Here is a 14,326-nt window from a genome sequence, read left to right on the forward strand (position 1 = left end):
TAAAAAATCTCAATCAATGATTAAAACAACCGCGTCCAACTCCTCATCTAACACTCATACCCTTGTTTTATAATTCTATCTAACAGTCATAAAAAGAAAGGTGGTAAAAACCACCCTTTATTTTTAGCTAACTGTTGATTACTAAGCCTAATTAAGCATTAGCCATTAAGCGCTTGCTAAAGCATCATCTGGCAATTTAAAGCCCGATACTGATTCTTGAAGCGCCGCCGCCATTTCATTAAGCTGACCGATTGAACGAGCGGCCGCCATGGTACCTGAGGTGGTTTGCGAGGTAATATCTTGAATGACGTTCATGGTATTTGAAATATGACCCGCTGAGGCTGCCTGCTGACGCGCCGCATTCGAGATACTTTGAATCAATGATGCCAAATTGTTAGATACAGTTTGTACTTCTTCAAGCGCCTCACCCGCATCTTTTGCAAGTTTTGCACCGCGTACAACTTCTGCCGTGGTTGATTCCATCGACATCACGGCTTCGTTCGTATCTGCCTGAATGGTTTTAACCAGTGTTTCAATCTGTTTGGTCGCTGTGGCTGAACGCTCTGCTAGGCGCTGAACCTCGTCAGCAACAACCGCAAAACCACGCCCTGCTTCACCTGCCATCGATGCCTGAATCGCCGCATTCAAAGCAAGGATGTTGGTTTGGTCAGCAATGTCATTAATCAGTCCAACGATATCGCCAATCTCTTGCGATGATTCACCGAGGCGCTTAATACGTTTTGAAGTTTCTTGAATCTGGTCACGAATAGTATTCATACCATCAATAGTACGTTGCACCACTTCTGCCCCGTTATAGGCAATCGCAACCGAACGGTCCGCAACCGCAGCAGATTCGGCGGCATTTGACGATACTTGGTCAATCGACACCGCCATCTCATTAATCGCTGCAGAGGCTCCTGCAATCTCTTGCGCTTGGCTTTCAGAGGCTTCAGCAAGTTCAACTGCCGTTGCCTGTGTTTGGTCAGATGCGCGTGCGACCCGCTCTGCGGTGACGTTAATCGCAGAAACCAGTTGACGCAATTGGTCAATCGCAAAGTTAACCGAGTCTGCAATTGCCCCTGTAAAGTCTTCTGAGACTGTCGCGTTCACGGTCAAGTCACCTTCCGCTAAGTCGCCTAACTCATCAAGCAAACGCAAAATCGCCATTTGGTTGCGTTCGTTTTCTTCTTGGATTTTGCGGGCACGCTCAGATTCAACCTCCATCTCATGACGTTGACGCAGCGTTTCACGCTCACCTTCTGCCTTCTCTCGATAGGTTTTAGCATTAAGCTGGCGGGTCAAAAAGTAAATCGCTCCAATGACGCCTATTACAATCAAAATAGAGGGCAACCAAATCGTCAAAAAACTATTGGCAACACTATTATCTTGACGTACCAAAATCAGCAATTGGTAAAGTTGATAAATAAACGCCAACGCAGCCCCGCCACCACAGATACTTGCCCAAAAAATCCAGTTGGTTGAGCGCCCCCTATCCATACGATAATTACTGTTGACAGGCCCAACCGCGACAGGGGAATTGGTATTGGTACTTAGGGTCGAAGTTTTAGTATCCATGATACGGTAATCCCTCAATTATTTTAATGAGTTAGAAAATTAGGTTATAACGCTGCTTCTAAATAACGCGTGTCTTGCGCCAATAAGCTTGGCATAAACACATACCAAATCTGCTCGTTTTGTTTAAACTGACCATGCGTATACTGAGCGAGCGGTGAATCATTCGGCATTTCGATAGGCTGATATTGCCCTTGACTAAAGGTTTGGATACCCAATATCTCATCGACTTGTAAGCCACTAAAGAGCTTGGGTTGATCAATCACCAAAATCTTTTGATTGGCGGATTGGTAGTTTGAGCTTGGTGGAGGTAAACCTAAAAAGTTCGACAAATTGGTAATCGGTAATAACCGTCCCCGAACATTGGCAATCCCTAATAGCCAAGGTTTTGATAAAGGCACTGAGGTATAAGCAGGCAAAGATAGCACCTCAGCCACATCGCCGAGTGGGGCTACCAAGTGGTAACCACCGAGCGAAAACGCAACCCCTAACCACTGGGTTTTTTGGTCAAAGTGAGCACCTTTTTGTCGTTTGATACCGCGGTCAGCGAGTCGTAAAAGCTCAATAAAGCCATTTGAGGACACGAAACCTACTCCATCACGGAACGGATTACAGTGATTAATGCTTCTTCTGTAATCGGCTTACTTAGATAATCTCGTGCGCCTTGGCGCTTGCCCCATACCCGGTCAGTTTCTTGATTTTTAGTACTGATGATGACAACAGGGATATGACTGGTTTTTGGGTCACGGGTAAGTTTGCGGGTTGCTTGAAAGCCGTTCATCTCTGGCATGACCACATCCATCAAAATCACGTCTGGGAAAAACTCATTGGCTTTTTGAATCCCATCATCGCCTGTATGCGCTTCAATGACTTCGTACTGATGACGGGTCAAAATATCCCGAAATTTTGCCATTTCTGATGGTGAATCATCAACTACTAAGATTTTGGCCATAGACTTACCCTTTTACCTGCTGATTGATTATATTAATCGCTTTATATTTTGCTGTTTTGTGTGTCTGTACTCATGACAGCACAACTTTAAACACGTATCCCAAATCTATGCCCGTCTAGGTTGCAATCTGCGCTTTTATGTTAGTCATCTCTAGTTTGGTCGTAGCTAGTGATTGTAAACTTTAAGTATTAACAACAGTGGTACTGGCATGTTGTTAATCTTCAACACAGCGTATTAAGATGCAGGACGATGACGTTCAATGGCGTCAAATAGCTCTTCTTTACTAAATGGTTTGGTCAAGTACTCATCTGAGCCGACAATACGACCGCGCGCTTTATCAAACAAGCCATCTTTTGATGACAGCATAATCACCGGCTTGGCAGCAAAATCTGCGTTGTTTTTGATCAGTGAACAAGTCTGATAACCGTCGAGGCGTGGCATCATGATATCGACAAAAATCAAATCTGGGTTAGTATCCGCAATTTTTGCCAACGCATCAAAGCCATCAACCGCAGTAATCACTTCACAGCCTGCTTTGGCAAGTAAAGTCTCTGCAGTACGACGAATGGTTTTTGAATCGTCAATAATCATGACTTTTAAGCCTTCAAAATTTGCATCCATAATATTTTCCTAATCGTTGTTTCGCTATGATTTTGCTACCCACTGTCCTGTCCTATAGCGATTGCTCAAAACTTTAAGTTATAGGCGTTGGGGCAGGTATCAAATGGTGCCATCAACGCTCAAAAGTCACTGGTACAATTTTTGACAATCAAACGAAGCTATTGTAAATAATTTTTATAAGATATAACAAATATTTCAGATGGATAGTTAAAAACCAACTGTATGGTAATTATTGTTAAAATACTACCATACTTTTTTGCTACAAAGTATGCTTAAATCGATGCACTTACCGTTCATTTTTAACATCCTGATGACCATTCGAGTTTGATCTGGTGACTGCTTTGGTAGATTGCCCATAGAGCCATGGTAATATACAGGTATTACCTGATGATAGAAACATGTTGAAATAAGCTTAGAAAAACGCATTGTACTGATTATTTCTACATCATTTTATATTTTTTTAAGTTGATTGTTTGCGCTGAGGACGTCTCGTTCATGATAACACCAAAGTTTATGACCAAAGTTCTACCATTAAGCCTAGCTGTGGCTAGCACTGTTATGAGTTTGAGTGGCTGCCAAAAACAGCAAAACGATAGCAAAAGCCCGTTGTCAACCCAAAACACTCAAGTCACCACCGCGTCAGCCACCACGCAAATCGCCAATAACGAGATTCAGCTATTAGCCGCTGATGTCATCACCGCCAAAGCAGACCGTTTTGAACCGAGTGTCACCGTGACAGGAACGCTGCAGCCTTCGGACCACACAGTGGTGCAATCAACCGTGAATGCGCAAGTGCAGCAAGTGCTTGCTGATGTGGGTAAAACGGTGGCAAAAGGTGAGCCACTGGTACGACTTGATATCAGTGATAGTAAAAACCAACTCGCTCAAGCGCAAGCCGATGTTGCCGCCGCCCAAGCACAAGCCATCGTCGCCAATAAACTTGCTGAGCGCAACAAAATTTTGCTCGAGCAAGGCTTTGTCTCACAAATAGAGTATGAGCGCAGTGTGGCAGACAGCATTGCCCAGCGTGAATCCATCAAAGCCAAACAAGCCCAATTAAGTAGCTCACAAAAAATGTTTGGCGATACCACGATTTATGCGCCTACCACGGGCATTGTCAGCAGTCGCAGCGTCAATGTTGGACAGGTAGTCACGCAAAACCAAGCCTTGATGGAAATCATTGACCCCAATAAACTTGAGTTTGCCGCCAATGTTCCTAGCGAAGCACAAACACAGCTACAACTGGGTCAACAAGTGCCTTTTACTATTAGTAATCAAACCAATCAGTACATTGGACAAATTAGCCGCATTTCACCCCAAGTCGATGCCGCCACTCGCCAGCTGACGATTTATATCGCGGTTAAGCCTTCTCAGCGTAATCGTGGACTTCGCCCGGGCATGTATGCCACAGGCAAGCTTAATTATGGGGTTGCACAAGTTGGGGTATTGGTGCCGATGTCAGCGGTAATGCTTGAGTCAAAAGCCTTGGATTCTAACGCCAAAGATACGGCTAAAGGCGCAGCCAATCAACCCACCGACCAATCCGCCACAAGTCCAACCTTAGAAACAGGCACGATTTTGGTGGTCAGTAAAGACAATGTGATTACCAAACAGCCTATTAAGGTACTCAAACACCTTGACGATACCAGTCAGTATTTAATTACTGGCATCGAGCCTAACACCACGGTGATTGTAGCAAATCTCAATGCCAATGATGTGGGTAAAAAAGTCGTGCTCAAATAGCTTACTGATAGTGTTTCATTCAATCATTTTATATTGTTAAAAATTTTGGTATTAGGAATTTGCTATGTGGCTTACCCGCGTCAGTATCAACAATCCTGTGTTTGCCGCCATGGTCATGCTCGCGCTGATGGTCATTGGACTACTAGCAACTTTTCGCATGAAAGTTGAGGAATTTCCTAATATTGAATTTCCTTTTGTGGTGGTCAATACCGTTTATAGTGGCGCTTCGCCTGAAGTCATCGAAACCGACATTACCAAAAAAATTGAAGACCAAGTCAATACCATCGCCGGTGTCAAAGAAGTGACCTCCATCACCCAACAAGGCCTCTCACAAGTCATCGTGCAGTTTGATTTAAATATCCCGTCCGATGTTGCCGCGCAAAATGTGCGTGATAAATTGGCACTGGTGACCCCCACCTTTCGAGATGAAGTCACCACGCCTATCGTTGCGCAGTACAATCCTGCCGACGCACCTGTGGTGTCTGTCACGTTTCGCTCTGACAACATGTCGCTTCGGGAATTATCCACTTATTTAGACAACACGGTCAAAAAACAGCTACAAATCGTCACAGGGGTGGGTCGTGTCGATATCTTGGGGGGTCGTCAGCGTCAAATCCGTGTGCTACTCAATCCCACCCAAATGAATGCCTATAAAGTCTCAGTCAATCAAATTAGCAATGCACTACGCTCAGAAAACGTCGAATTACCTGTCGGTACTATCAATAATCAAAACCAAGAAATGGTGATTCAAGTCAACGGGTTGGTCAAAACACCCAATGAGTTTAACCAAATCATTGTCGCCCAAAATCGTTCAAGCACGGGTGCTATCGTGCCTGTGTACTTATCGCAAGTTGCCCAAGTCGTTGATGGGCAAGCCGAGGCTGAGTCAGCGTCGCTACAAAATGGTCAACCTGCGGTGGCAATGGATATTATCAAAATGTCGGATGCCAATGTGATTGATGTGGTTGATAAAACCCAACAGCGTCTGGCAGAAATCCAAGCCACCCTACCCCCAGGTGTCACCATGACGGTGGTCGCTGATAGCTCCAAAAGTATTCGCGGCTCGTTAAATAATGTGGTACGCACCTTGATTGAAGGGGCGATATTGGCGGTGTTTATTGTTTGGTTGTTCTTAGGGTCGTGGCGTTCGACCATCATCACAGGATTGACGCTGCCCATTTCGCTGCTCGGTACTTTAGCGGCGATTTGGACGTTCGGTTTTTCCATCAACATGATGACCCTGCTGGCGCTGGCATTATGTATCGGACTGCTGATTGATGATGCGATTGTGGTGCGGGAAAATATCGTGCGCCATGTGGGTATGGGCAAACATCACCGCCAAGCGGCGCTTGATGGCACCCAAGAAATCGGGCTTGCCGTGCTAGCGACGACGCTGGTGATTGTGGCGGTATTTTTACCCGTGGCTTTTATGGGCGGGATTATCGGACGCTTTTTTTATCAGTTTGGTGTGACCGTTTCCACCGCTGTGTTGCTGTCGTTATTTGTTAGCTTCACACTTGACCCGATGTTGTCTTCGATTTGGCCAGACCCAGATGCCGCGCACCAACATGACCGACTCAATGCGCGGGTATCGTTTCGCAAACGACCGATTGCGTGGCTATTAGCGGGGTTTCAGCGCCTGTTGGATCGATTGACCAATCTATACAGCCATATTCTTGCATGGAGTTTACGCCATCGTTTGATGACTGTGCTGATTGCAATTGCTTCGCTGGTTGCCGCGTTTTTTGCCGTGGGGTTGGTGGGCAAAGAGTTTGTCCCGCAAGCGGATATGAATGAAATCAAAGTCAAATTTGAAACCCCCGTCAATGCCAATATTGACTACACCCAGCAAAAAGCAGCACAAGTCAACGCGGTATTACAAAGTTTTCCTGAGGTTACCAATACTTATGCCACGGTTAATGCGATGTCCTATAGCGGTAACAATCGGGTACAAGTGAATGTATCGTTAGTACCTAAAGATGAGCGCACGCGCGGAATAGATGCCTTAAACCGTGCCATGCGTGAGCAATTGCAGCAGGTAGGCGGTATTAAAGTCACCTCAGTGGCAGCCGCTGCCATGGCAGTCAGTGGTGGTCTTAAGCCGATTATGATATCCATCAAAGGCAATGATTTAAATGAGCTGCAACGTTTATCCAATGAATTTATGCAAAAACTCTCAAACGTCAATGGCTTGGTAGATTTGGAAAGCACCCTTAAACAGCCCAAATCAATGGTCAATGTCACCATCAACCGAGAAGCAGCAAATGATGCCGGTCTCTCGATTGGGCAAATCGGACAAGCATTACGACCGCTGCTAGCCGGTGACAATGTGAGCACTTTTAAAGATGACAACGGCAACAATATCGATGTCAACGTGCGCTTAAATGACGACAACCGCCAGACTATCTCGCAACTACAATCCATGTACTTGTCATCAAGCCGTGTGGATCAAAATGGTCAGCCAGTGCTAGTGCCGCTATCGCAAGTGGCGAATTTTAGTGAAACCTTGGGTGCCCCACAAATCAACCGCCGTTCGCTGTTTCGTGAGGTAGTAGTCCAAGCCAACACGGATGGCAGACCGGCAGGTGATATCGGCGCGGATATCACCAAAATCCAAAACGAAATGAAACTGCCACCCGGTTACAGCTTTGCGGTACAAGGCTCTAACAAGGACATGGCCGAATCCATTGGCTACGCCACAACCGCACTTGGACTGGCAATTGTGTTTATCTATATGTTATTAGGGTCACAGTTTAATAGCTTTTTATACCCTGTGGCGATTATGGCATCGCTGCCATTATCACTGATTGGGGTGTTCTTTGCGTTATTTTTATTCGGCTCTAGTCTTAATATATTTTCTATCATCGGCATTATCATGCTAATGGGATTGGTATGTAAAAATGCGATTTTGCTCATTGATTTTATTAAAGAGTCTTTATCAAACGGTTTGAGCCGTACTGAAGCTATTATGCTGGCAGGGCAAACGCGCCTGCGCCCCATTTTGATGACTACCGCTGCCATGGTGATGGGGATGATACCGCTGGCACTTGGCATTGGTGAAGGGTCAGAGCAACAAGCACCGATGGCACACGCCATTATTGGCGGGGTGATTACTTCAACCTTATTGACCTTGATTGTGGTGCCGGTGATTTATACCTATTTAGATGACGGCAAACAGCGGTTTTTTCGATTATTTGCTAAAAAGAAAGCAAAGACCCTTGGGATAGAGCGCCACGACTCACTTTAAGCAATAATTCATTACAATTTTATACAGTGTAAAGAAACTTAAGAATGAGTAGCTCAGTACAATTTTAAATTGGGCTATGCATTAATTGGATTAATTGGGCTGTGTGATTGATAGCTGTATGATTGGCAGCTAAGAAGTTTTATAAATCTGTGTAAGACACTATCATATTGGCAGTCTATTGCTTTATGATAATAGTATCTTGCTTTATGATAATAGGCTCTTGATTGATGATAGAAATCTGGCTTTGATGAGCAAAAGCAATAATAACAACTGATTTATTTTTAGAGAATTTTTGGAGTTGGTAATGGAAGATAATAATAGTGGTACTAAAACCGTACTATTGATTGAGGATGATCCAGATTTAGCCGAGTTGATTAGCGAATATTTAGGCATGAACTATTATGAGGTTCAGCATGCGCCAACCGCAACAGCAGGGCTAGAGACACTATTTAATCCTGCAAAATCCATTGATTTGGTGATTTTAGATTTGATGTTGCCGGATATGGATGGTATGCAAGTGTGTCAACGTATTCGTCAGCACAAAGATAGCCGTCTGGCGCAAACGGCGATTATCATGCTCACTGCCAAAGGTGACACTACTGATCGTGTACTGGGTCTTGAGATGGGCGCGGATGATTATGTCTCAAAACCATTTGAGCCACGTGAACTATTGGCGCGTATCCGTGCGGTCATGCGCCGGCATGACCTGCCGCTTCACCAGCAAAAGGAAGATAACTTAGTATTTGGTCGCTTAAAGGTTTATCCAGACAGCCATGAAGTAACGATTGATGATGAGCCGGTGCGTTTGACCACCCACCAGTTTCAATTATTACATTACTTTGCTACCCACTCTGGTAAAGTACTGAGCCGTGAACAGCTGTGGCATGCAATGCCCAACGATGACAGCAGTGATAACATTGACCGTGCCATTGATGTGCATATTTCACGTCTGCGCGCGCTGATTGAAGATAATCCTCGTCAGCCAAAACGCATTATCACGGTGCGCGGTGTCGGCTATCAGTTTGCCACTGACCAAGTGTAAGAGTGTAAGATTGCTTGACAAATTTAACACGCAAAAGGTCATTATCCTTGGTTATTTATGCTAGCAAAGCTATTATAATAGCCTGTGATGACCCACGATTTTTGGATTCTGTGTGCGATTGAGCGGCATAAAATTTAACAGTGTATTTAGCAAGTTATTTGCCAGCGTTATGCTGGCATTGGTCATTTTTGCTGGGGCAATGGTAGTTTTAAGCCACCTAGTACACGATACTTCTGCCAATACCCGCCACCAAGTCATTGCCAGCCAAGTCACCCAACAGCTAGACCCGCTACTAGTTGAGCTGCGCACGGCACAGAACCAACAAAAAAATCTCGAAACCCGTTATCTACTTGCCCTCGTACGCCGTAGTTTTAATATCTATAGCGATTCACTCAACGCCAAATTTGGTCTATACGATGGCAAAAGTGGCGAAGCAATTATGATTATGCGTGGGTTGCCTGCCACCTTACCGCCAAACCCGCCATTTTTTTTATCCTTGTTTCCTAGAGATGATCCAAAACACCCGACCGAAATTCAAGTCAATAGTCAATCGGGTTATGTGCTGTTATACCAATCAAAACTTAGTAACCGCCGTGCGATTTCGCCCGCGATTAATTTATTGACAGGTACCTTGCTACTGCTGCTCATCATGTCGGGCATGTTATGGATGATTGCGCGCACCATGACATGGCGTATCAATCAGCTAAGTCGGCAAATCACCCAACTGGGTGATGGCGATTTCTCTGCCCGTGTCACGCCCGTGGGCAACGATGAAATTACCATTTTGGCACGCGGTTTTAACCAAACCGCGGAGCGTATCGAAACCTTGATGAATGCCAATAAACTGCTGTTAGCTCATGCCTCACATGAGATTCGTACACCGATTACCCGTATTCGTCTACAAGTTGAAATGATGACCATGCTGGCGAGTCAGTTTGACAAAACGATACAAGATAAAGTACAAAAACGTGCCGATGCCATCAACCGTGATTTAACAGGTCTTAATGATTTGGTGGAAAGTATTTTGCTGGTCAGTCGTATGGATGCCGGTCATGCGATAGAAAAAGTAGAAGACGTCGATTTATATGAGTTAATTAAAAACGAGATTCAGCACTACCCACAAGCTAGCTTTACGGGTGGTCATATTATCATCCAAGGGCAAGCCAAACTTCTCACCCACCTCGTGCGTAATTTGCTCGACAATGCCCATCTTCATGGCGTCCCACCTGTGAGCGTACAGCTGTATGCCATTGATGATGCGGGTAATCAACTGGCAATTGATGCCCCACCTACCATTCAAGAGAGTATAAAAGATACCGATACTCAAAAAAATACCGATGCTCAAAAAGATAAAGTGGCTTTGCCCGCCCCTATAAAAAATACCACCAGTGACCCCACAAACGGCACTGACATCACCTTTGATACTACGATGTCAGCGACCACTATACCCCCAGCAACAAACACAACAACGGTCACAGTAGATAGCGAAGCAACTTCGAGCAAACTGGCTAACAAACCAAAAAATAAATCGTCTATTTTTTCCCGTAAAAAATCTGACGTTGTACACCTGCCAGAATTTCATCAGGTGTGTATTGCGGTTATCGACCAAGGTACAGGCATTCCTGAGGACAAACGCACCGATATTTTCAGTCCATTTGTACGGCTACAACAAGAGAAAAAAGGCTCAGGGCTCGGGCTATCTTTAGTCGCGCAGATTGTCAAAGCCCATAGCGGTCGTATTATCACCGACACAGTGCATGGTCATACCCGCTTTTTGGTCACATTACCTATCACCCAATCGTAATCGCTTTTATCTCTGCCTATAGTTTTGTCACAATTTTTTTCGGTTTTCTCCTCTATTATTTAATTAAACATACCATTCGGCATTTATTTATTCATTAAAGCGACTAAACGCTGACGACGAGCTGTGCTAAAATTACCTTCTTTTAGCCACTGCAAAATTTTTTATTATCATGATTACCATTGATAACGTTACCAAACGCTTCCAAACCCAAGATGGCAACTGGTTTACTGCGGTAGAACCGACATCGCTCACAATCCAACAAGGCGAGATTTTTGGCTTGATGGGTTATTCTGGCGCGGGCAAATCCACCTTGCTACGCTTGATTAATTTACTTGAACGCCCAGATAGCGGCACGGTCACCATTGATGGCAAGGAGCTGACCTCGCTATCCACCCACGATTTGCGCCATGCCCGTCAAAATATCGGGATGATTTTTCAGCAGTTTAATCTGATGGCAAATCGCACGGTGGCACAAAACATTGCCTTTGCCCTAGAGATTGCAGGGTGGGAAAAAGCAGCCATCATGCCGCGGGTGATGGAATGCCTTGAAATTGTCGATTTGGTCAATCGCGCCAACCACTATCCTGCCCAGCTCTCTGGTGGTCAAAAACAGCGGGCAGGTATCGCACGCGCGTTAGCACCCAAGCCTCATGTAATGCTCGCCGATGAGCCTACCTCTGCGCTCGACCCTGCGACCACCAAATCGGTGTTAGCCTGTCTCAAGGATATTAATGACAAGTTTAACGTCACTATCGTGATTGTGACCCATGAAATGTCCGTGATTCGCAAGCTGTGTAACCGCGTTGCCCTGCTTGATAAAGGCAAATTGTTGGAAGTTGCTGACGTACATTCGGGGCAAATTCATGCCACCACACCGATTGGGCAACTGCTGATTAGTGATGATTAACGGCGCAAAAACATCGTTGATGACTGGATAATCTTTTAAGTTTTAAATTGAATCGTTGGGTAATTTCATGGCAAATACATTAACTTGGCAAAGCGCGGTTGATAATCTTTTGGGGATGAAGGCAGAAATTTGGCAAGCGTTTTGGGAAACGCTGATTATGGTGGGTATCTCAACGGTTGCGTCAGTCATCTTTGGTACATTGCTCGGCGTCGCGCTATTTTTGACCAGTAAAAATCAGCTCGCCGACAACAAATCGCTGTATGCAGGACTTGGCAACTTTACCAATATCATGCGTGCTTTTCCGTTTGTGATTTTGATGATTGTGATTATTCCTGTCACTCGCCTCATTGTCGGTACCACCATTGGTCCAATCGCGGCATCGCTTGCTTTGAGTGTCGCCGGTATCTTCTACTTTGCTAGGCTCGTTGAGCAAAATCTGCGTGATGTGCCAAAAGGTATCATCGAAGCGGCGTTATCGATGGGTGCAAGTACAGGGACAATTATTCGTAACGTGTTATTGGTCGAGTCACGCTCAAGTTTGATTTTAAGTATTACTACCTTGATGATTAGTTTACTCTCTTACAGTGCGGCAGCGGGTATGATTGGCGGTGGCGGTCTTGGTGATTTGGCGATTCGCTATGGTTATAACCGCTATCAAAATGACGTGATGATTTTTATGGTGATTTTATTGGTGGTGATGGTGATTATCATCCAATCAGTCGGTAATATTTTGGCGCACCGTCTGGATAAACGTTAATTTTAGCTGATGGCTGTTTAAAAAATTGTTATTGATGGTTTTTCTAGGAATTATGAAAAAATTTCATATCCATAGGTTAACTCTCAATAACATTTTTTTTATGAGTATGTTAAGGTAAGCTGATTGTTTTGTCCGTTTATTTTTTCATTTTTGGAGGAAGGTATGAAATTAACGCATTTATCAAGCCACATCGCGCAGCTATTAGCAACTGTAGGGGTGGCAGGGATTGCCCTAGTCGGTTGTAGCAAACCTGAAAGCAAAACCGAAACCACAGCACAAGCCAGCACCACCACAACTACAACCACGACCACCGCAAGCTCAACGACTACCACGGCAGCGGCAAGCACCGGTATCGACCCGAACAAATCTGAAATTGTGATTGGTACTACTGTGGGCGACTTTGGTGACATGGTCAAAAACTCTGTCAAACCGCAGTTAGAAAAACAAGGCTATAAAGTCAGATTGGTTGAATTCTCTGACTATGTGCGCCCAAATAAAGCCTTAGCCGATGGCGATATTGATATCAACGTGTTCCAACACAAACCTTATCTCGATACCTTCAAAAAAGACAACAACCTAGATATCGTTGAAGTCTTCCAAGTGCCTACTGCACCGCTTGGCATCTATCCAGGTAAATTAAATGACCTAAAACAAGTCAAAGACGGTACCACCGTGGCTGTACCGAACGATCCAAGCAACTTTGCACGCGCGCTGGTAATGCTCAACGAACTGGGCTGGGTAAAACTTAAAGCCAATATCGACCCACTGACCGCATCAAAAAATGATATCGCAGAAAACCTAAAAAATATCAAATTGGTAGAGCTAGAAGCCGCACAATTACCACGTGCACGTTCTGACGTTGACTTTGCAGTCATCAATGGTAACTATGCAACCAGCTCAGGTATCAAGTTGACTGAAGCGCTGTTCCAAGAGCCAAGCTATGCGTATGTCAACTGGTCAGCGATTCGCACCAAAGACAAAGACACACAATGGGTAAAAGACGTGACCAATGCGTATAATTCAGAAGAATTTAAACAATACGCCCACAAAACTTTCCCAGGTTACAAATACCCAGCTATCTGGGGCGAAAACCCTGCGACACCAGCAGCTGCCAGTGCAACCGCCTCTGCTACCAAATAATGGGTAATTACTAGCATAAAAAAAGAAGCATTAAGCTTCTTTTTTTATGGTCAAATTTTATGGACAGAATGTTTTATGGTCAAAATGCGGTAACTGATTTTAAAACACCTAAATTAACTGAAAATAATCTAAAAATAATAAAGCGCTTATTCTGTGAACAGTTTATCTTCAATGCTGCGACGCATTTTTTGCCCCGCTTTAAAGGTAACAACGCGGCGCGCTGTGACATGAACCATCTCGCCAGTCTTTGGGTTGCGACCTGGGCGTTGGCTTTTATCCTTAATCTCAAAGTTCCCAAACCCCGATAGCTTGACTTGGTGACCTTTGGTCAACGTCTCCGACAACTCTGAAAAAAAATTCTCCACAAATGCGCGGCTGTCTTGGCGCGTCATGCCCAAATTTTCCATCAAATGATTGATCATTTCTAATTTGGTTAAGGTTTTTCCTTCAACTTGCATATTCATTATCATACCCACCCTACTAAATGTTCCTATTCTAGCGATTCTAGCAAATACAGTCGATAGTTATTTTTACTTTAAAA

At 44.6% G+C, this 14,326-nt stretch carries 11 protein-coding genes and 1 pseudogene; 7 read left to right on the top strand and 5 right to left on the bottom strand.

All coding sequences use genetic code 11. The annotated features are described in order from the left end of the window. Positions 1-165: 165 nt before the first annotated feature. The 4 genes and pseudogenes from RT064_RS02420 to pilG all read right to left on the bottom strand — a co-directional run. Positions 166-1,197, bottom strand: a pseudogene (locus RT064_RS02420) (methyl-accepting chemotaxis protein); the annotation flags it as partial. Between the two features lie 422 nt (positions 1,198-1,619). Next, positions 1,620-2,156 (bottom strand): chemotaxis protein CheW, encoded by a 537-nt coding sequence (locus RT064_RS02425; protein WP_313061031.1) that lies wholly within the window; start codon positions 2,154-2,156, stop codon positions 1,620-1,622. 5 nt (positions 2,157-2,161) lie between these two features. Further along, the gene (locus RT064_RS02430; protein ID WP_036592735.1) at positions 2,162-2,524 is read right to left on the bottom strand and encodes a response regulator; all 363 of its coding nucleotides are present in this window, start codon (positions 2,522-2,524) and stop codon (positions 2,162-2,164) included. 234 nt (positions 2,525-2,758) lie between these two features. Then, on the bottom strand, positions 2,759-3,145 hold the full coding sequence (gene pilG, locus RT064_RS02435; protein WP_312276670.1) for a twitching motility response regulator PilG: 387 nt from the start codon (positions 3,143-3,145) through the stop codon (positions 2,759-2,761). A gap of 495 nt (positions 3,146-3,640) precedes the next feature. Between pilG and RT064_RS02440 the strand changes: the two genes are divergently transcribed. From RT064_RS02440 to RT064_RS02470, 7 genes are all read left to right on the top strand, one after another. Beyond that, positions 3,641-4,888 (top strand): efflux RND transporter periplasmic adaptor subunit, encoded by a 1,248-nt coding sequence (locus RT064_RS02440; protein WP_313061033.1) that lies wholly within the window; start codon positions 3,641-3,643, stop codon positions 4,886-4,888. A gap of 64 nt (positions 4,889-4,952) precedes the next feature. Then, on the top strand, positions 4,953-8,135 hold the full coding sequence (locus RT064_RS02445; protein ID WP_313061036.1) for an efflux RND transporter permease subunit: 3,183 nt from the start codon (positions 4,953-4,955) through the stop codon (positions 8,133-8,135). Between the two features lie 304 nt (positions 8,136-8,439). Next, complete coding sequence (locus tag RT064_RS02450) at positions 8,440-9,177, top strand: response regulator transcription factor (protein WP_313061038.1); 738 nt, start codon at positions 8,440-8,442, stop codon at positions 9,175-9,177. Between the two features lie 169 nt (positions 9,178-9,346). Beyond that, positions 9,347-10,981 (top strand): sensor histidine kinase, encoded by a 1,635-nt coding sequence (locus RT064_RS02455; RefSeq protein ID WP_313061041.1) that lies wholly within the window; start codon positions 9,347-9,349, stop codon positions 10,979-10,981. 169 nt (positions 10,982-11,150) lie between these two features. Beyond that, a complete protein-coding gene (locus RT064_RS02460; RefSeq protein ID WP_050324973.1) occupies positions 11,151-11,888 on the top strand; it encodes a methionine ABC transporter ATP-binding protein in 738 nt (245 codons plus the stop codon). 67 nt (positions 11,889-11,955) lie between these two features. After that, on the top strand, positions 11,956-12,645 hold the full coding sequence (locus tag RT064_RS02465) for a methionine ABC transporter permease (protein WP_007115396.1): 690 nt from the start codon (positions 11,956-11,958) through the stop codon (positions 12,643-12,645). Between the two features lie 162 nt (positions 12,646-12,807). Further along, positions 12,808-13,785: a MetQ/NlpA family ABC transporter substrate-binding protein gene (locus RT064_RS02470; protein ID WP_313061047.1), complete on the top strand. Its 978-nt coding sequence runs from the start codon at positions 12,808-12,810 to the stop codon at positions 13,783-13,785. 146 nt (positions 13,786-13,931) lie between these two features. On the opposite strand, the gene RT064_RS02475 is transcribed toward RT064_RS02470, so the two are convergent. Continuing rightward, positions 13,932-14,249 (bottom strand): integration host factor subunit alpha, encoded by a 318-nt coding sequence (locus tag RT064_RS02475; protein WP_007117206.1) that lies wholly within the window; start codon positions 14,247-14,249, stop codon positions 13,932-13,934. Positions 14,250-14,326 lie beyond the last annotated feature (77 nt).

Source organism: Moraxella sp. CTOTU49097 (assembly GCF_032064105.1).
GTDB lineage: Bacteria > Pseudomonadota > Gammaproteobacteria > Pseudomonadales > Moraxellaceae > Faucicola > Faucicola osloensis_B.